The organism is Paraburkholderia caffeinilytica (assembly GCF_046030355.1).
In the GTDB taxonomy this organism is placed as follows: domain Bacteria; phylum Pseudomonadota; class Gammaproteobacteria; order Burkholderiales; family Burkholderiaceae; genus Paraburkholderia; species Paraburkholderia caffeinilytica_B.
Map to the genome: position 1 here is coordinate 77,735 of NZ_JAQQCQ010000003.1, position 17,379 is coordinate 95,113.

Annotated in this window: 16 protein-coding genes and 1 pseudogene; 4 read left to right on the forward strand and 13 right to left on the reverse strand. The window is 62.2% G+C overall.

Annotated features, from left to right (window positions below):
* Positions 1-11 precede the first annotated feature (11 nt).
* From PQQ95_RS05045 to PQQ95_RS05105, 13 genes and pseudogenes are all read right to left on the reverse strand, one after another.
* Positions 12-989, reverse strand: a complete 978-nt coding sequence (locus tag PQQ95_RS05045; RefSeq protein WP_408435468.1) for a type II secretion system F family protein — start codon at positions 987-989, stop codon at positions 12-14.
* Between the two features lie 46 nt (positions 990-1,035).
* The gene (locus tag PQQ95_RS05050; RefSeq protein ID WP_408435469.1) at positions 1,036-2,412 is read right to left on the reverse strand and encodes a TadA family conjugal transfer-associated ATPase; all 1,377 of its coding nucleotides are present in this window, start codon (positions 2,410-2,412) and stop codon (positions 1,036-1,038) included.
* Between the two features lie 25 nt (positions 2,413-2,437).
* Positions 2,438-3,640: a CpaE/TadZ family protein gene (locus PQQ95_RS05055; RefSeq protein WP_408435470.1), complete on the reverse strand. Its 1,203-nt coding sequence runs from the start codon at positions 3,638-3,640 to the stop codon at positions 2,438-2,440.
* A gap of 46 nt (positions 3,641-3,686) precedes the next feature.
* On the reverse strand, positions 3,687-3,980 hold the full coding sequence (locus PQQ95_RS05060) for a hypothetical protein (protein ID WP_408435471.1): 294 nt from the start codon (positions 3,978-3,980) through the stop codon (positions 3,687-3,689).
* 36 nt (positions 3,981-4,016) lie between these two features.
* Positions 4,017-5,927 carry a secretin GspD/PilQ domain-containing protein gene (locus tag PQQ95_RS05065; protein WP_408435473.1) on the reverse strand — a complete coding sequence of 637 codons (1,911 nt, stop codon included), beginning with the start codon at positions 5,925-5,927 and terminating at the stop codon, positions 4,017-4,019.
* 50 nt (positions 5,928-5,977) lie between these two features.
* The gene (gene cpaB / locus PQQ95_RS05070; protein ID WP_408435475.1) at positions 5,978-6,814 is read right to left on the reverse strand and encodes a Flp pilus assembly protein CpaB; all 837 of its coding nucleotides are present in this window, start codon (positions 6,812-6,814) and stop codon (positions 5,978-5,980) included.
* 397 nt (positions 6,815-7,211) lie between these two features.
* Positions 7,212-7,745, reverse strand: a complete 534-nt coding sequence (locus PQQ95_RS05075; protein ID WP_408435476.1) for an A24 family peptidase — start codon at positions 7,743-7,745, stop codon at positions 7,212-7,214.
* A 120-nt stretch (positions 7,746-7,865) separates the two neighbouring features.
* Positions 7,866-8,051 (reverse strand): Flp family type IVb pilin, encoded by a 186-nt coding sequence (locus tag PQQ95_RS05080; RefSeq protein WP_408435478.1) that lies wholly within the window; start codon positions 8,049-8,051, stop codon positions 7,866-7,868.
* Between the two features lie 1,066 nt (positions 8,052-9,117).
* Positions 9,118-9,201, reverse strand: a pseudogene (locus PQQ95_RS05085) (motility protein B); the annotation flags it as partial.
* Between the two features lie 109 nt (positions 9,202-9,310).
* On the reverse strand, positions 9,311-10,243 hold the full coding sequence (gene rbsK, locus PQQ95_RS05090) for a ribokinase (RefSeq protein WP_408435480.1): 933 nt from the start codon (positions 10,241-10,243) through the stop codon (positions 9,311-9,313).
* Between the two features lie 58 nt (positions 10,244-10,301).
* Entirely contained in the window at positions 10,302-11,303 is a 1,002-nt protein-coding gene (locus PQQ95_RS05095) for an ABC transporter permease (protein WP_115777033.1), read from the reverse strand.
* 3 nt (positions 11,304-11,306) lie between these two features.
* Entirely contained in the window at positions 11,307-12,944 is a 1,638-nt protein-coding gene (locus PQQ95_RS05100) for a sugar ABC transporter ATP-binding protein (RefSeq protein ID WP_408435482.1), read from the reverse strand.
* 72 nt (positions 12,945-13,016) lie between these two features.
* Positions 13,017-13,982, reverse strand: a complete 966-nt coding sequence (locus PQQ95_RS05105) for a sugar ABC transporter substrate-binding protein (protein WP_408435484.1) — start codon at positions 13,980-13,982, stop codon at positions 13,017-13,019.
* A 206-nt stretch (positions 13,983-14,188) separates the two neighbouring features.
* On the opposite strand from PQQ95_RS05105, the gene PQQ95_RS05110 reads away from it, so the two are divergent.
* From PQQ95_RS05110 to PQQ95_RS05125, 4 genes are all read left to right on the forward strand, one after another.
* Positions 14,189-15,061, forward strand: coding sequence for a LysR family transcriptional regulator (locus PQQ95_RS05110; RefSeq protein WP_408435486.1), 873 nt, complete (start codon positions 14,189-14,191; stop codon positions 15,059-15,061).
* A 74-nt stretch (positions 15,062-15,135) separates the two neighbouring features.
* Positions 15,136-15,669, forward strand: coding sequence for a universal stress protein (locus tag PQQ95_RS05115; protein WP_408435488.1), 534 nt, complete (start codon positions 15,136-15,138; stop codon positions 15,667-15,669).
* A 354-nt stretch (positions 15,670-16,023) separates the two neighbouring features.
* Complete coding sequence (locus PQQ95_RS05120; protein ID WP_408435490.1) at positions 16,024-16,374, forward strand: DUF4148 domain-containing protein; 351 nt, start codon at positions 16,024-16,026, stop codon at positions 16,372-16,374.
* 115 nt (positions 16,375-16,489) lie between these two features.
* Positions 16,490-17,293, forward strand: a complete 804-nt coding sequence (locus PQQ95_RS05125) for an alpha/beta hydrolase (protein WP_408435492.1) — start codon at positions 16,490-16,492, stop codon at positions 17,291-17,293.
* Positions 17,294-17,379: the final 86 nt, after the last annotated feature.

Consider the following 17,379-nt stretch of genomic DNA (forward strand, 5'->3'; position numbering starts at 1 on the left):
CGATCCCGTGACTACACACGGATACGTATCACCTTACGCATCCACAAGATGCCGAACAGCATCATCGTGAGCGCAGACACAGCAAGACGGATACCGATCGGATCGGTCCAGAACACCTTGATATATCCCGGGTTGAGCAGGGACAGTACCCCCATGACGACGAACGGCAGCAAGCCGAGAATCCACGCCGACAGCCGCCCCTCCGCCGACAGTACCCGCACCTTGCCGAGAAGCTTCAGGCGCTCGCGAATAATGTTGCTGATGCAGCCGAGAATCTCCGCCAGGTTGCCACCCGCCTCGCGCTGGATCAGCACGGCGATTACAAAATAGCGGAGATCGTCCACCGGCACCCGGTTCACCATGTTCAGCAGTGCATCGTTCATCGACACGCCGTAATTGATCTCATCGAACACCAGTGCGAACTCTCCGCCTAGCGGCTCGGGCAACTCTTCGCCGACCATCCCGAGCGCAGCGGGAAACGAGTGACCGGCGCGCAGCGCACGGCTGATCAGATCGGCTGCGTCCGGCAGTTGTCGTTCGAGCTGCAATACACGCTTGCCGCGCTTGCGTCGAAGAATCATCAGGGGCAGCAGCGCACACGCGCCGGCGAGCCCGAACATCACGGTCCATGGCGCATGCAGCACGATTCCGATGAAAAGCCCGACGAGCGCGAACAGCAGCGTATAGGTCACAAAACGCGCTACCGACCACGTGAGCCCCGACTGTTGCAACTGGCGATCGAGCGTATGGACGCGCGGCAAAACCATTAGAAGCCGCGTGACCAGCGGCGATTCGCTCAGCATGCGCTGCTTCAGAATCGACAGTTGCTCCGCGCTCACATTGCCGCCTGCGGACAACGCGCGGATGCGCTCGTCCATGCGCTTGACGACGGGGCCGTGATGGCTGCTCCAGAACAGGTAGATGCTCTCAATCAGCAGCACGATCGCCAGAAACGCCAGAACCGCAAAACCGATAAACGCTGTGTTCATGCTCGACTCCTTGGACGACGCAGACCTTGCAGTTCGCGTCGCGTGCTTACACGTCCAGATGCCGCGAAGGATCGAACATCTGATCGGGCAGCGTGATACCGAAGCCGGCCAGCCGGTCGCAGAACTTCGGACGCACGCCGGTGGCGCAGAAGTAACCTTTGATCATGCCCTTTTCGTCGACACCGGTGCGCTTGAACGTGAAAATCTCCTGCATGTTGATGATGTCGCCCTCCATGCCGGTGATTTCCTGAATACTCATCAACTTGCGGCGGCCATCCGTCAGCCGCGACGCTTGCACGACCACCGTGATCGCCGATGCGATCTGCTGGCGGATCGCCTTGATTGGCATCGTCAGGCCGGCCATGCCGACCATGTTTTCCAGTCGCGTCAGACTATCGCGCGGCGTATTCGCATGGAGCGTCGCCATCGAACCTTCATGGCCGGTGTTCATCGCGTGCAGCATGTCGAGTGCTTCGGCGCCCCGCACTTCGCCGAGCACGATGCGATCGGGCCGCATCCGCAACGCGTTGCGCACCAGTGAGCGCTGCGAGATTTCGCCTTTGCCTTCGATATTGGGCGGACGTGTTTCGAGGCGCAGCACGTGTTGCTGTCGCAGTTGCAGTTCCGCCGCGTCTTCGATCGTGACGATCCGTTCGTCGTCGGGAATGAAACCGGACAGCAGATTCAGCAAGGTCGTTTTTCCGCTGCCCGTACCACCCGAAATCAGCACGTTGAGCTTCGATTTGATCAGTGCTTCGAGCAGTTGCGCCATCGCCGGCGTGAAGCTCTGGTTGTTCACCATGTCGGTCACGGTCAGCGGATTCACCGCGAAGCGGCGAATCGACACCAGCGGACCATCGATCGCCGACGGCGGAATGATTGCGTTGACGCGCGAGCCGTCCGGCAGGCGCGCATCGACCATCGGCGTCGATTCGTCGATGCGGCGGCCCACACGTGAGACGATGCGCTCGATGATTTTCATCAAATGGGCATCGTCGTAAAAGGTCACGTCAGTGTGTTCGAGGCGGCCACGGCGCTCTACGTACACGTGTTGCGATGTGTTGATCAGAATGTCTGAGATAGTCGGATCGTTGAGCAGCGGTTCGAGCGGTCCGAGGCCAACCATCTCGTCATGCACGTCCTGCGCGAGCCGACGGCGCTCCAGCTCGTTCATCGGAATCTTGTCTTCCTCGACAATGCGCTCGACGAGTTGCGCCAGCTCGCGCTTGACCTGTTCTGGAGAGAGACGCTGCAGCTTATCCAGTTCGACGCGCTCGATGATCGTTTGATGAATATTCATCTTGAGCTGCTGATACGCGCGCCGCGCCGCGAGGCTCTCGGCCGCGACACCTGCCGCTGCCGCACCCGCCGCATCTGCCGGCAAAAATCCGCTCTGGATCGACATCTGTTCGCGCAATGACATGATGGTCTCCGCTGCCGTTAGCCGGTCAGTGTTCGGTCTTCAACTGTTGAAGGGGATTTCGCCGGGTCGCGAAGAGGCGGCTCAGCACACCCGTGCGTGGCGTCGCGACAACCGGCCACAACATCTCGGCGAGCAGGACGATCCCCTGAGCGAGCGCGCTGCCCTTGGCCGCCGTGACGACCGGTATGCCGTGATTGAGCGCGTCGTTCGCGTGTTTTTCGTCGCGCGGCAATTGATGCGCGACCTTCGCGCCAAGCGTCTCTTCGAGCGTCGGCAAGTTGATCTGTGCGTTCTTTTCGTACTGGTTCACAACCACGCGCACCTTGCTGGCCGGATAGCCCAGCTCTTTAAAAATATCGAGCATGCGACGCCCCGAGTGCAGGTAGAGAATGTTCTGCCGCACCACCATGCAGATTGCGTCGCTATGATCAAGCACATGAATCGTCAGCGGGTTGATGCTTTGCCCGACATCGACGATGACCGCGTCGTATTGTTCACGCACCAGGGTAAGCATCCGTTCCAGATGCGCAGGGCGCAGCTCGGCCGCTTTGACCGGATCGCCAGCGCCGGCCAGCACGTCAAGATTCGCGTGAACATGCATCACGCAGGCTTCGAAGAAAGCGGAATCGAGCCGGTCGATCTGCGAGCACAGATCGGCGAGCGTCGCCGGCGGCGCCTTGTCGGCTACCAGCAGGCTCGCATCGGCAAACTGCTGGTTCAGGTCGATCAGCAACACGCGCTTGTCGCGCTGCGCGGCGAGGGTGTACGCGAGGTTTACGGCGATCAGCGTGGTGCCGCTGCCACCCTTGCACGAACTCACCGATACCACGCGTCCCTCGCGGCGCAACCCTGCGTTTTTCTTGTTGGCGACATGCGTGAGCGCGTCGACGATCTCGCGTTCATCCAGCGGCCATGACAACACGTGACGCACGCCAACGCGCATCGCAGCCATCAGGAGGTTGGTCGACGGCGCGGGCGTGATCAGCATGCAATGCAGATGCGGCGTCTGCACGAGCGCCTCCTCGATGCCGCTCAGTTCGCGCGCCGTCAGATCGACGTCGTCGACGATCAACAGATCCGCGGTCTTGATCGCCGTGGCATGCGCGCGCAATTGGCGCACCTCGCCGTGCACGGTGCGCAGCCGATAGGCGACGCCGCTTTGTTCGAGCTGCGCGCCGATGTGCGTCGCGCGTTCCGCGCTGGACGAAATCAGGAGGATGTCGATCATTTCAAGTCTCCGCTGACCCTGCAAGGTGTTGTTGGCAGGACCTGTTTCAGTAACTACTGCTCGAGCCGACGCCGATCGTAAACATATTGGTTGGCGGCGTCGGCGCAGTGAACGATTTGGCATACCCTTTCTGCGCCGCTGCCGCCGCCGGACCGTCGATGCCCGCCACCGGATCGGTGTTAGCCGAGGCATCTGGATTGAGTGTTTGCATTGCCTTGACCTGATTGACCGAATCGCCGAAGGTCGCGTCCCAGTGGGGCGTCGAGGTGAGGCACCCGGCGAGCGTCGCAGTCACACCTGCGCACAGCGCGAGGCGGATCAGTGTGGGAATGGTTTTCATGTGGATCTCCGAATAACCGTTGGATGCGCGCCTCTATCACCGCGCCGCGTGTGAGTCGTCGTCCGCCGGGAGCGCCGCGCTGACTACCGCCGCCGCGGGAACTGATTCGCTATGCGGTGCGTCATTGGGTTTCGTCGACGTGGGCGGCTGCGAGCCGGGCGTGCCGTGGTCGTCGTCCGGCGCCGGTACCCTGGCGGGCCCGGACACCGGTACCGGGTTGCGATCTGGGGCGGGTGCCGGTTGCTGCGGCAATGTCGGTGCCGCCAGCACGGGCGACGTCGCCGCAGCGGCCGATGAAGCGCCTGCCGCAGGCGCCACGCGCTTCTTGCCCTCCATGTTGCCAGTCAGATAGACGTTGGCTTCACCTGCATCGCCAAACCCGTCCGTCGGCAGCGGATAGTTCTGCGGCAGCGGCTTGGCAAGTCGAGGCGTGACGACGAAAACCAGTTCCGTCTTGTCCTGCTCGTAGCTCGTGCTGCGAAACAGCGCGCCCAGCACGGGGAGTTCGCCCGCTCCAGGCAGGCCCTTGATCGCGCCCGTCACGTTGTTTTTGATCAGACCGCCAATCGCGAAGCTCTGACCGTCATAGACTTGCAGCGTGGTCGAAGCGCGGCGGGTTGTGATCAGCGGCAGGATCGTCGTGTTGCTCGAACTGCCAGCAGTTATCGCCACACCCGTCGGTGACAGTTCGGACACTTCCGGCGCGACCTTCAGGTTGATGCGACCGCCTTCGAGAACGGTCGGCGTAAAGGTCAGCCCGACACCGTACTGCTCTTCTTGCAGCACAATCGTCGTACCGCCCGTGCCGTTGCTTTGCGGCACTGGAATATAGACCTTGCCGCCTGCCAGGAAGCTGGCTTCCTGGCCGCTGATCGCCATCAGATTCGGCTCGGCGAGGATCTTCACGAGCTGATCCGTTTTCTGGGCGTCAAACGCCAGCTTCAGCGGCGAGTTGTTGGCCTTCGATGCTGTGATGGCGCTGAGCCCCCCTGACAGAAAATCCGCCAGCAAGCCAAAACTCCAGCTACCGATCCCGCCGTTGATGTTGGCCGACATGCCCAACTGATCGATCAGTGTCTTCGATACTTCGGCAACCTTCACCTCGAGCATCACCTGCTGAGGCGCGGCGATATGCATCATATTGATGACGCGTTCCGAATTCCCGCTTCCCAACGACGGCGGCGGCGCCGGCTGCAAGGCTACGCGTACACCGCCGATTGGTAGCGGTCCCGCAGCCGGCGCGGCGCCCTGCACGGCCGCGGTAGGACGCGCCACGAATGCGTGCGCGAGTTCGACGATGCGTTCAGCCTTCACCGAATCCGATACCACGCCGGTCAGCACCAGCGTGTCGGCAGCGGCCTTCACGCGCACACCGGTTTCTTCGGGCATCAGCACCGCGAGTGTCTGCTGCAGGCCTGCCGGGTCCGCACCGACATTCACGTCGATGATCGTGCACGAACCGCTCTTGCCCTGCACGATCATGTTGGTTGTGCCGACGTCAGACCCGAGCAGATAGAGGGTTGTCGGCGACACCAGCATCGCCTGCACGATCGATGGGTTGCCGACCGTGCGCGTACGCACCGGCTCGCGCAGATCGACCATAGTCGACTTGCCGACCGGAATCTGCACCGACGTATGGTCGGCGACCGGCCCTGTGCAATTCGGGCCTTTGCCGGCTTGCGACGAGCCATTGGTGGGCGCACCGCTGCCGCTCATGCCGATGGTCAGATGCACCGGTCCGCTGGCCGCGACGCTGAGCGGTGTGTCCGGCAGCGCCGGCACGTTCTGCCCGGCGGCCTGCGTGGCGGCCTGCGTGGCGGGCAGCGCCCACAGGCACGTGCCGATCAATCCGCATGCGCTCGCCTGGGCGATCCGCAGCCGCGTACTGGGTTGTGTGACGTGCGGAGCACTCGCCGCTTTCGCGCGATGATTCGGTCTGGCGTTCATGTCCTACCCCCGTAATGGCGCCGTTTGTCACGGCTTGCAGGCTGAGCCTGTCAAAAGCATTCTTGTCTTGAATCTGCACCGTCCAGCACCCGCACGCAGTTGCCCGGCGCCCGCGCTACTACTTTCCGTACGATGTGCACCGCCGGTGCCGGTGCGGGTGCTGCCGGCACGGCCACCGGGATCTTCAGCAGCGATGCCTTGGTGGCGCCAATCGTATCGGTAGCCTGTGGATCGACCTGATTGCGCAACACAAGAGAAAGCGTGCCGATGCTGCGCGCCAGGTCGATCTTCTCAGCCTGCTCGGGCGACACCTCGAGCGTCACCGCATCGACGACTTTCGGTTTGGTCTCGTCGCGCCCGACTTCCTGCGCGACCGCCAGCACAAGAATCTTTTCGAGCACGATCTTCGAAATGTTCTGATCGCGCTGCGGGTTCGGGTCTTTGCTGTCTTTTTGTGTATTGACAATGATGTCGACGTAGTTGCCCGGCAACGCGAAGCCGGCCACGCCGATCACATCGTTCACACGCACGGTGATCGCGCGCTTGCCTTCGTTGATGACCGCCGACAAACCGCCGAGCGTACCGACCGGCGAGAGTTTCGCCTCGAGAATCGGCTCGCCGTGCAAGAGGCTTTCCTTCAGCACGCGACCGTCGAGCTTTTGCATGTCGGAGAACGAACCCGGCGGCACACTGTTCGACGGCCAGTCCGTGACTTTGAGGAAATCAGGCGAGATGCGTTGACCCAGATTGATGTCCGACACGGCCACGACGACTTTCGTCGTCGCGCTCGAAGTCTGCGACGTCATCCAGTGCGCCGCGAAGACCACTGCGGTCAGGCCAGCAATCGTCGCGATCAGCAGCATGATTAAAGCGCGGGCGTTTTTCATTTCGTTCTCCTGCATCCTGTCGTCAGCCGACGACGCTATGAGAATGGAGCTACCGCATCCGATGACGGCGTATTAACTGAATTCGACGGGGCGCACTGGTGTCGACGCAATGACATAGGAGATAGTGTCGTCCACAGTTTGAGCAGCGAGATTGGCTGCCGCACGGCGGTCCACTCGATGTGCGGGCGAAAGCCCGGCTGGCTTGATCGTTGTGTTCATCGCACTCCCCCGAATCTGGTTGGCCTTCCTGCGAAGGCGCTTGCCAGGTGGATCGCGTTTGCGTGCCACGCAAATACGACGTCCTGGTTATCCTCTTGACGTGGGCCTCTCTAAGGAGACTCACGTCTTCGCGCCGGCTGGTCAGGACCGCGCGCCGTACCTTACCCGGTCTAACTCATCACACGTTCGCGAATAACACAACCGTGCTGCCTATCGCGATCGCTACACCGTACGGCAAGGTTCCTATCGAACCACTTGCCAGACCGCCACGTCGCCGCGCCGCGCCGCCATCGGACCCAGCCCTGTCGACCAGCCGCATAGCAGCTCCGCTCAACACGGTCAGCGTCTGGCGCCGCAGGAGCAATGCCGCCAGCGACCACACACCACCGATCACAAAGGTCGCCAGTCCAATTTCGAATGCACCGATTGCGCCGCAGAACGCACCGACAGCGGCCATCAGCTTCACGTCGCCTGCACCCATCAACCGCATCAGATAACCCGGCAAGAGCAGCAGGCCACCCGTCAAACAACCACCCAACCACATTTGCATTCCTTCGGCTCCGCCGTGCAGCGTCACCTGAACCGGCAGTGCGACGACAAGCGCCATGGCAACGAGCCAGTTCGGAATCCTCCGCGTCTGGAGGTCCGACAGCGCCGCGATCATGACGAGCGCCAATACACAAGGTCCAACGGGTAAGGGCACACCGTTCATCACACGCTCCGTTGTCAGGGACGACACCGTTTGGGACCGAGCCAGCCGTCGCTTTACCCCAACATGCTTGATGAGATAAAGCAGACGACCGGACTCGCCACCCACTTCTGCTTGTAGCGATCAGGCTGCCGGGATGACGATGCCGGAGAGCTTGGTCCCGATGTTGGTGAAGAGAGCGGAGATATCCGTGCCCAACGTGGTCGCTGCAGTGATGATCCCCACCGCAATCAGCCCAGCCAGCAGGCCATATTCAATCGCTGCAACACCGTCTTCTTCGCGCAGAAACTTCTGGATTGCGTTCTTCATGCTAACCCCCGTAAGAGTGAAAGTTGACTTCGGTTTGTGCCACGACAGTTGCCTGAAAACAGGTCCACCGGTGCGGCGTTGAGGTCCGTCCACGGAGACGGAAAAAGTGGCAAGGTCAGCGCGTCACGTCGTCCCGGTCGCGAACGCCGATACCTCGTATCGATCATTCGCGCCGTGCTTTATCGACATCCGTTTTTCGTTGGCCCCGCCGCACCCCGTAAAGCGCGTTGAATTCCCCGACGCGTTCTACGAAGACTTTTTGCTGCTGCCGGAATGTGGCCTGCTGCTTCCACTCGTTTGCTGCTTCCCGGCTGCAACGTGTTTCGCTTTGTGACTCGCTTATTGCACGCGCTGTGCCATGTGCCATCAAAGCCTTGCCGGACGGTGATGAGCGATTCGGCGCACCCCGCGCAAGAGGATTCGCATCACGCGATGATTCGTGTTTGATACGCCGTGAGCGGCCGTCGCGGCGGGTTGCCGCGAGGCTCAACGCGTGATTTCCGGAGGGTGGGGAAACCCTCGACGACAAGAACTGACAATGGTTTGACGAATGACCAGGTCAAAAATGCCGGGTCTCAACATACGAAAGTAGCTTTTACGGGTCGCGGACCGATGTGTCGCAAGCTTGAGACAGCCGGCGATCGTTTTGGCAGACAGGTTGCGGAATTGATGCGGCCAGCGTGTGCATTGCTATGTGTGCTGGCCCGCACTACGGGGATTGACGGGCGATTTATGAATCGTTTGGACGTGGGACAAGCCGGCCACCGCGCAGATTTTTTTGTGTGGCGTGAGCGATGTACCCTCTTCGCCGCGCACCAGGCGCAGCGCCTTGCTGGTGGCGCGTCACGCGGCGAAACGGTGGGTTTCAAACGAGGGAATTCTGCGAGCAGCGGATAAAAAAACTTCACGCCTCGCGCGTCGCATAGCCTCCTGGATGCTCGCGAAGCACATGCTGTCCAGCTTAGCTCAGCGCTGAGTAAGAGACGGCGTGAACTGGCCGGTTTTGATTCGTCTGTACCGTGGAGAAACCCGTGCTGATGCGCCGCATATTCACGCAGCCTGCGACTCAATATTCCACGAGGAGGGTGACGCGACGGTTCGCAGTGCGCGCTGCCGCATCGTCACCGACGATCAAAGGGAAATTGTCCGAAGTCGCTATTAAACCAACGGACACCATCCGGAGAATGGTGTCCGTCATTTAACGCCAAGCTACCGGCGTGACCAATCGGACTGCCTCATGCCACCACAGGCATCCGTTTTCAGGCCTCGCGTTCGACTTCCGCGCGAGTCGGGATAGACGGCTGCGCACCGGCGCGCGTGACGGAAATCGAAGCCGCGCGTTGCGCAAGGCTGATCGCGCCTTCCAGCGGCTGCCGGGCGGCGAGTTGCGCGGCAAAGACACCGATAAAGGTGTCGCCAGCCGCGGTCGTATCGACGGCCCGCACCTGTGGTGCGGGAAAATGCATGCCTTCGCCGCCTTCCGGCAACAGGTAAGCGCCTTGCGCCCCAAGCGTGACGATCACGTTGCGGGCGCCGCCGCGTTGCAGTTCAAGCGCAGCCCTTCTCGCGCCGCTTTGCGATTCAACCGGCAGGCCGGCGAGTATCGCGGCTTCGACTTCATTCGGCACGAGGTAATCGACGAGAGGCAGCCATTCCGTGGGCAGCGGGCCCGTTGCTGGCGCCGGGTTCAGCACGGTGATCTTGCCGAGGCGCCGGGCGAGCGCGAGTGTCGCGTGAACGGAATCCCAAGGCGTTTCCAGCTGGCAGACCACCACGTCGCTGGCCTTGATCGCCGCTTCGTGGCGCGCGACGCCTTCCGGCGTGAGTTCACCGTTACTGCCCGCGACCACGACGATCGTATTCTGGCCGTCGTCCGACACCGTCACCATGGCGACGCCGGTAGGCTGCGCGGGGTCGACCTCGATCCCCGCGCAATCGATCCCTTCGGCTTCCAGATCCTTGACCCGCTGCGCGCCGTTCGCATCCTGCCCCACGCGGCCCACCATCGCCACGCGCGCGCCGATGCGCGCGGCCGCGACGGCCTGGTTGCCACCCTTGCCGCCGGCCACCTGCGAGAACGCCTGTCCGCTGATCGTCTCGCCGGGTCGCGGCAAATGCGGTGCGCGGGCGACGAGGTCGGTATTGATGCTGCCCACCACGAGCACGCGGCCCGGCTTCACTTCTTTCGACACTTTCACTCTCCTGCCGACCCTCCGCGAATGCTCGCTGACGGTCATTCATGGTCAATATTTACGCGGCACGGCGGCGGCTTCTATAGGTATCCAGCACGACAGCCACGACAATCACGGCCCCCGTGATAATGCGTTTGGTCGGCTCGGTCGCACCGATCTGGGCAAGGCCCGCAGCCAGCACCGAGATGATCAGCACGCCAAAGAAGGTGCTGATCACCGAACCGCGTCCGCCCATCAAGCTCGTTCCGCCGATCACGACGGCCGCGATCACCTGCAATTCGATGCCCGCGCCGGCGTTCGGGTCCGCAGCCTCGAGCCGCGAAATCTGGAACAGGGACGCGAGGCCGGCCAACAGGCCCATCATCGCGAACACGGCAATCTTGTACGGACGCGGGTTGACGCCCGCGAGGCGCACCGCTTCCTCGTTCGTGCCGATGCCGACCAGATAACGCCCGAACACCGTGCGGGTCAGCACCAACTGCGCGACAACCATCACGACGATGGCAATCAGGAACGCGGGAGAAATGCCGAACGCAATCGGATTGGACAGGAAGTCGAACGCATCGCCGATATAGGCCGTGCGTGAGTTGGTCATCTGGTAGGCGAGACCGCGGGCCGCTTCGAGCACGCCGAGCGACACGATGAACGATGGAATACGCCAGGCCACGGTGATCGCGCCGGTCACGCAACCCGTCAGGGCCGCCCCCGCCATGCCGAGCAAAGCGGCGGGCAATGCCGGCCAGTGCCACTGCAAGGCCGCGACGCTCGTGAGCGCCGCGCCGAGCGCCAGCACGGAGCCGACCGACAGGTCGATCCCGGCGATGATGAGCACAAAGGTCATGCCGACCGACATCACCACCAGATCGGGAATCTGGTTCGCGATCGTGCTGAAGGTGTCGTAGCTCAGGAAGTGCGAACTCAGCAGCGAGAACAGGACGATCATCCCGAGCAAGGCGCCGAGCAGGCCGAGGTAGTTCGAGAATCCCAGGCGCGTGCCGATCGGCTTCGCGTCTTTGGGCGGTTCGTTCTGCACGGTAGGCAGGCTGGTTGGTGCGGTCATGCTTCAATACTCCACAGATTTTTGATCGGGTGCCGCTGAGCCGGGCGCTTTCGCCTGGGGCGCCCGTGCGTCGGGTTCGATCGGCTCATGCAGCAGCGCGTCGCGTTTCGTGTAGCCCGCGAATGCCGCTGCGAGCAGCGCGTCCTGGGTCCAGTTGCCGCGCTCGAACAGGCCCGTCATCCGTCCCGCCGACATCACCGCGATCCGGTCGCAAATCGACATCAACTCGCGCAGATCGCTCGATACCACCACCAACGCGCGGCCTTCCCGCGCGAGTGCGCCCATCAAGGCATAGATATCGAACTTCGCGCCGACGTCGATGCCGCGGGTGGGCTCGTCGAACAGCAGCACCGTGCAATCGCGCGCGAGCCAGCGGCCGATCACCACCTTCTGCTGGTTGCCGCCGGAGAGTTCCGACACCGGCTGCGACGGGCCTGAGCTGCGGATGCTCATGGCGTCGATCTGTTGACGCGCCAGCGCCGCCTCGCGACGGCCGTCCACCACGCCGTTCTTCGACACCGCGCGCAAATGGCCGAGTGAGATATTCGCGGCAATAGGTTGCGTCAACAGGAGGCCCTCGCCTTTGCGATCCTCCGTAATCAGCGCGATGCCGCTTTTCACCGCATCCGCTGGCGACGAGATCTTTACGGGCTGAAGCGGGCCGCCATGCGCGATCGAGACCGTGCCGGCATCCGCGCGATCGGCGCCGTAGACGAGCCGCATCAATTCCGTGCGGCCGGCACCGATCAGGCCGCTGATGCCGAAAATTTCGCCTGCCTTTACTTCGAAGGACACGTCGCGCACGACCGGCTCACGCGTCATGCCCGTGACCTTGAACGCCACGCCACCGATGCGCCGTTCGCCGAGATCGATCCGCTCGCCGATGTCGCGCCCAACCATCAGCGTGACCAGGCGGTCCGCCGGGAGATTCGCCATCTCGTCGACATGCACGAGCCGCCCGTCGCGCAGCACGGCAGCGCGCCGGGCAATACGCTTCAATTCTTCCAGTCTGTGCGAGATATACACCAGCGCCACGCCACGCGCCTTGAGCCGCTCGACCTGTTCGAACAGCAGGTCCACCTCGCGGGCGGTCAGCATTGCCGTGGGTTCGTCGAGGATCAGCACGCGGCAATCGCCGATCAGATTGCGCGCGATCTCGACCATCTGCTGGTGGCCGATGCCCAGCGTGCCCACCAGCGTGTCAGGGTGAATCGCGTCGAGCCCGACCTGCGCCATGGCATGGCGGGCGTCCTCGCGCAGTTTGGCGCGGTCGATCCAGCCGAACATGCCGCGCTGCGGCAAACGGTTCAGAAACAGGTTCTCCGCCACCGAGAGGGTCGGCAGCAGGTTCAACTCCTGCATGACCATGCGCACGCCCAGCGCCTCGGCGTCCTTGCGGCTGGCCGGCGTGTAAGCCGCGCCGCCTAGCGTCATCGAACCAGTGGTCGGCGTGACGAGGCCACCGACGATCTTGGACAAGGTACTCTTGCCCGCGCCGTTTTCGCCGGTCAGCGCCAGCACCTCGCCCGCGTACAGGTCCAGCGAGATATCGGCGAGCACGGGCCCGGCGTAGGTCTTGCCGATGCCGCGAACACTCAGCACGGGCGGGGCATCGGTAAGGGATAGGTTGGGAGTGGACATCAGATTGATAAAGCCAGACAAAGATCAGGCGGCGTGGCCCGCACACGACGCGGGCCACGTGTTACCCCAATCTTACTTGGTGACCAGATCGACAGGCGTTTCGACGACGCCCGACAATTCCGACTGCTTCTTGTGCTCGGAGAGTGCCTTCAAAGCCGTATCGATACCGAACACGGCCTGTTTGGCGGCGTACTGATTGGCTGTGGCGAGAACGCGGCCGTCGGCGAGCATCGGCTTGATCGCGTCGATGTCGTCGTAGCCCACCACCTGCACCTTGCCGGCCTTGCCTGCCGCGCGCACAGCCGAGACCGCGCCGATGGCCATGTTGTCATTGCCGCACAGCAACGCCTTGACGTCCGGATTGGCATTGAGGATCTGGCTCGCTACGGCGTTGCCCTTGTCGATTTCCCACTCACCCGACTGCAGCGAGACGACCTTCATGCCGCCCGTCGCCATGGCCTGCTTGAAGCCGGCCGTGCGTTGCTGCGCGTTCGTGGTGGTCGAGACGCCTTCAATAATGGCAACGTTGTCGCCCGACTTCAGGCGCTTGGCCAGGTAGTCGCCCACCTTCAGCGCGCCCTTCGCGTTATCCGGGCCGACGAACGGGATGTTCAGGTCTTTCGACTTGAGCACGGCCGGGTCCAGCTGGTTATCGATGTTGACCACGATGATGCCGGCGTCGACCGCTTTCTTGAGAACCGGCACCAGCGCCTTGGAATCGGCCGGGGCAATGACGAGTGCGTCGACCTTCGACACGATCATCTGTTCGACGATACGAATCTGGTTAGCCGTATCGGTTTCGTCCTTAATACCGTTCGTGATGAGATCGAATTTCGCGGGGTTCTGCTTCTGATAGTCTTTCGCGCCGGTTTCCATGGTCAGGAAAAACTCGTTCGCCAACGACTTCATCACCAGCGCGACTTTCGGCTTGTGCGCGGCCTGAGCGAACGCCGCGGGCATCGGCAGGATCGACACTGCGAGGAAAGCTGCGCTGGCTACGATGGCGCGACGCCGCGCCGGTTGGAAATGACGAATCATTGATGTCTCCGTATCGCTCATTCGGTCTACATACTGACTGATAGCCGTTGAGTCGTGTGATGGGCTGGTTCGCCAAACTTGCCGCCAACGGCCGCTGAAACCCTCGGGTTTCTTTGCCAGATGCTGGGACGAGTATGGCCAGATCCAATGCTATCCTCGCGATCCACGTTATGCTATGCCCAATTTCAAAATTGAGCGTTTCAAAAATGGAACACGTAGACTGGGACGACCTGAGGATTCTGGTGGCGATCGCGCGCGGCGGCACGATGCGAGCCGCCGCGACGGCATGCGATCTGAGTCCGCCCACCCTGTCGCGCCGCCTGACCGAGCTTGAACGGCGGCTGGGCGAGCCGCTTATCGACCGGGTGCCGTCGGGCTGCACGGTGACGGCATTCGGCGCGCGCGTACTGGCCTGGGCCGAGCAGATGGAGGATCTCGCCCACCAGATCGAGCGCGCCGCGGACGTGACCGGCGGCGCCGCGGCTCATGGCACGGTGCGGATCAACGCCGTCGAATGGCCGTCTTACATTTTGCTTAAACTGCTCGGCTCGTTTCAGGACCGGCTGCCCGGCCTCACTATCGAGGTGCTGACTTCACGACGGCCGTATAGCCTTGCGCGCCGCGAAGCGGACATCGCGCTGTGGTCCGAATGCCCCGACGAGGGCGATCTGTATGTCCGGCGAATCGGCCGGATCCGCTTCGGGCTGTTCGGTTCGCGCGACTACTATCTGCGCCACAAGGCGGCGATTACGCGGAAGGAATGGGACAAACTGTCGTTCGTCGGTTATGACGACCGGCAGCCCGATCATCCCGCCACGCAATGGCTGAAAACCCTGCCCGGCGCGCCCGCGCCCTCGCTTCGCAGCAGCTATGGCATGGGCGTATTCGACGGCGTGCTGGGCGGCTCTGGACTCGGCGTGCTGGCCCAGCTCGCGGGCGACACCACGAGCGATCTCGTCTGCATCGAGAAGCACATCAAGGCGCTCGACCAGGATGTGTGGATGGTGCTGCATCCCGCCCTGCGCGATAGCGAGCGCATCCGCACGGTGGCCAACCTCATCGCCGAGATATTCCGCTAACATTTGAACCGCATCCGGCGATCGCCCCGTTAAGGGAACACCGCAACGCTTTGAACCCACTCTCCGAGGCTGATATGTATAAACGCATTCTGGTGGCGATCGACGGCAGCGAAACGTCCGAGCTCGCATTCAACGCCGCATTGCAACTCGCGGGCGAGAGCGGCGCGCAACTGCAACCGCTGTATGTCGTCGACAACCCACTGGTGGCATACGACGCCTCCGGCTACGATCCGACGATCCTGCGTGGCGCGTTCGTGGAAGAGGGTCAGCGATTGCTGGCGGACGCACTGGCCCGCATGAAACACGTGAACGTGGCCGGCACGCCGCGGATGGTGGACGTCGCGCCAATCGGCGAGGACATTTCGGAGCGCATCCGCATCACGGCGAACGAATTCAATGCGGACCTGCTGGTGCTCGGCACGCACGGCCGGCGCGGCTTCAAGCGTCTGTTTCTCGGCAGCGTCGCCGAACGCGTGGTGCGCAATGCGTGCTGTCCGGTATTGCTGGTGCCGGGCCGGCAGGCACAAATCACGCACGTAGAACCGGCCAAACCGGGGCACACGGACGTTGCCGCTGCGATGTATGAGATGCCCCGCGTTAGAACCTGAACGCTCAGCGTTGCGGTGAGTGTCCGGCACCCACAGCTGACCGCTCCGGGCGGAATGGGGATGGCGCACAAATCGGTCAGGGCAACCTTGTCACGCGAAACTGTTTGTGCGCGCACCCATTCAGGGGAATGTAAGATTCACGCCTTTCCTCGAGACTGAAAAAAGATGGAATAAGCGGCCACTCGATGTGTTTGCCCCTACATAGACGATAACAAACAGACAGTCTACGAGTTGCGGCAGATACGCTTCTGCGCCGATCCAACAGCACGTGAATCACCGAGGTGGGCAAGTAAAGACACCGTTCTTCAATCACACAGATAGTTAGATTCAATCACCATTAATCAGGTATCCAAAATGAAACTCAACATTGCAATGACGCTTTCAATGATCCTTCTTGCGTCCGCTGGCGCAGTCACCCAGGCATCGGCACAGGAAAAGACCCGTGCGGAAGTACGGCAGGAACTGGTTCAGGCAGAAGCTAACGGCTCGCGCCTCGTGACCGACACGTCCTATCCCGAGATCAACCCGATTTTCTCGCAACAGGCCGCGCGCCTGAAGATGAGCACAAGTGGCGAGGGCCCGGCGATGTCGGGTTCGACGGCGGCAGGCCAACGTTCGTCCACCACACCCACCGGTTCAGCAGGCATGGCTATGACAACGTGTGTGGGCCCTGTAAGCTTCTGCACACCGTACTTCGGCGGCTAATCGCGGACGATGCGCCGTGGGGTTCAGTTTCATATTCAGTATGAACAGTACTCCTACTATTTTTACGGCAATCAACCAGTTTTTCTCAATCCCACTACTACCAGCGGAGTGTGTCATGAAATTTTTGCCTCTCGTTGCCTCGGCCTTGTCCCTGTCAGCCTGTCTTTTCGCATCAACCGGCGCAATGGCACAGGACGCCCAGCCGCAGAATGCCCCGGTCCACAATATCGTGCTGGTACACGGCGCATGGGTGGACGGGTCAGGCTGGAAGCCGGTCTATGAGCGGCTGACTAAAGATGGCTACCACGTCACGATCGTGCAGGAGCCGTTGAGCTCGCTCGAAGACGACGTCGCCGCAACCAAGCGCGTTCTCGACCAGCAGAATGGCCCGACGATCCTCGTGGCACACAGTTATGGCGGCTCGGTCATCACCGAGGCCGGCGTGCACCCGAACGTGGTCGGCCTGGTGTATGTGGCTGCGCACGCACCGGCCGTCGGCGAAGATGAAAGCGCGCTGGGCAAGGGCATGCCCAGCTACACGTCGAAGCAAGCAGGCGCCATCATGAAGACCGGCGACGACTATACGTTCCTGAATCCCGCGGATTTCCCGAAGGATTTCGCCGCCGATCTGCCGCTCAAGGAAGCCCGGTTCGAATCGCACGCGCAAATCCTGACTGCAGCGAAAGTCTTCTCGACGCCGCTGACCGTGGCCGCATGGACCAGCAAACCGAGTTGGGGCATCGTCGCAGCCGACGACAAGATTATCAATCCCGACCTCGAACGCTGGTACTACGCGCGTGCGCATAGCCACACAACGGTACTCGCCGGCGCGAGCCACTCGGTCTACGAATCGCGTCCGAAAGAAGTCGCCGCAGTGATCGAAGACGCAGCCAAGCACGCCCAGTTGCAAGTGGGCTGATGCATGAGCCGTCGAGTCGATTCCGACGGCCGCGCGCTATCCGACCACCGCCGCGGCGCGGGCACACCATTCGTCGAAAGCGCACG

What these genes read in the sequence shown, in the direction of transcription:
- PQQ95_RS05045 (WP_408435468.1), bottom strand. Translation starts at nt 989, where the DNA reads ATGAACACAGCGTTTATCGGTTTTGCGGTTCTGGCGTTTCTGGCGATC.
- PQQ95_RS05050 (WP_408435469.1), bottom strand. Translation starts at nt 2,412, where the DNA reads ATGTCATTGCGCGAACAGATGTCGATCCAGAGCGGATTTTTGCCGGCA.
- PQQ95_RS05055 (WP_408435470.1), bottom strand. Translation starts at nt 3,640, where the DNA reads ATGATCGACATCCTCCTGATTTCGTCCAGCGCGGAACGCGCGACGCAC.
- PQQ95_RS05060 (WP_408435471.1), bottom strand. Translation starts at nt 3,980, where the DNA reads ATGAAAACCATTCCCACACTGATCCGCCTCGCGCTGTGCGCAGGTGTG.
- PQQ95_RS05065 (WP_408435473.1), bottom strand. Translation starts at nt 5,927, where the DNA reads ATGAACGCCAGACCGAATCATCGCGCGAAAGCGGCGAGTGCTCCGCAC.
- cpaB (WP_408435475.1), bottom strand. Translation starts at nt 6,814, where the DNA reads ATGAAAAACGCCCGCGCTTTAATCATGCTGCTGATCGCGACGATTGCT.
- PQQ95_RS05075 (WP_408435476.1), bottom strand. Translation starts at nt 7,745, where the DNA reads ATGAACGGTGTGCCCTTACCCGTTGGACCTTGTGTATTGGCGCTCGTC.
- PQQ95_RS05080 (WP_408435478.1), bottom strand. Translation starts at nt 8,051, where the DNA reads ATGAAGAACGCAATCCAGAAGTTTCTGCGCGAAGAAGACGGTGTTGCA.
- PQQ95_RS05095 (WP_115777033.1), bottom strand. Translation starts at nt 11,303, where the DNA reads ATGACCGCACCAACCAGCCTGCCTACCGTGCAGAACGAACCGCCCAAA.
- PQQ95_RS05100 (WP_408435482.1), bottom strand. Translation starts at nt 12,944, where the DNA reads ATGTCCACTCCCAACCTATCCCTTACCGATGCCCCGCCCGTGCTGAGT.
- PQQ95_RS05105 (WP_408435484.1), bottom strand. Translation starts at nt 13,982, where the DNA reads ATGATTCGTCATTTCCAACCGGCGCGGCGTCGCGCCATCGTAGCCAGC.
- PQQ95_RS05110 (WP_408435486.1), top strand. Translation starts at nt 14,189, where the DNA reads ATGGAACACGTAGACTGGGACGACCTGAGGATTCTGGTGGCGATCGCG.
- PQQ95_RS05115 (WP_408435488.1), top strand. Translation starts at nt 15,136, where the DNA reads ATGTATAAACGCATTCTGGTGGCGATCGACGGCAGCGAAACGTCCGAG.
- PQQ95_RS05120 (WP_408435490.1), top strand. Translation starts at nt 16,024, where the DNA reads ATGAAACTCAACATTGCAATGACGCTTTCAATGATCCTTCTTGCGTCC.
- PQQ95_RS05125 (WP_408435492.1), top strand. Translation starts at nt 16,490, where the DNA reads ATGAAATTTTTGCCTCTCGTTGCCTCGGCCTTGTCCCTGTCAGCCTGT.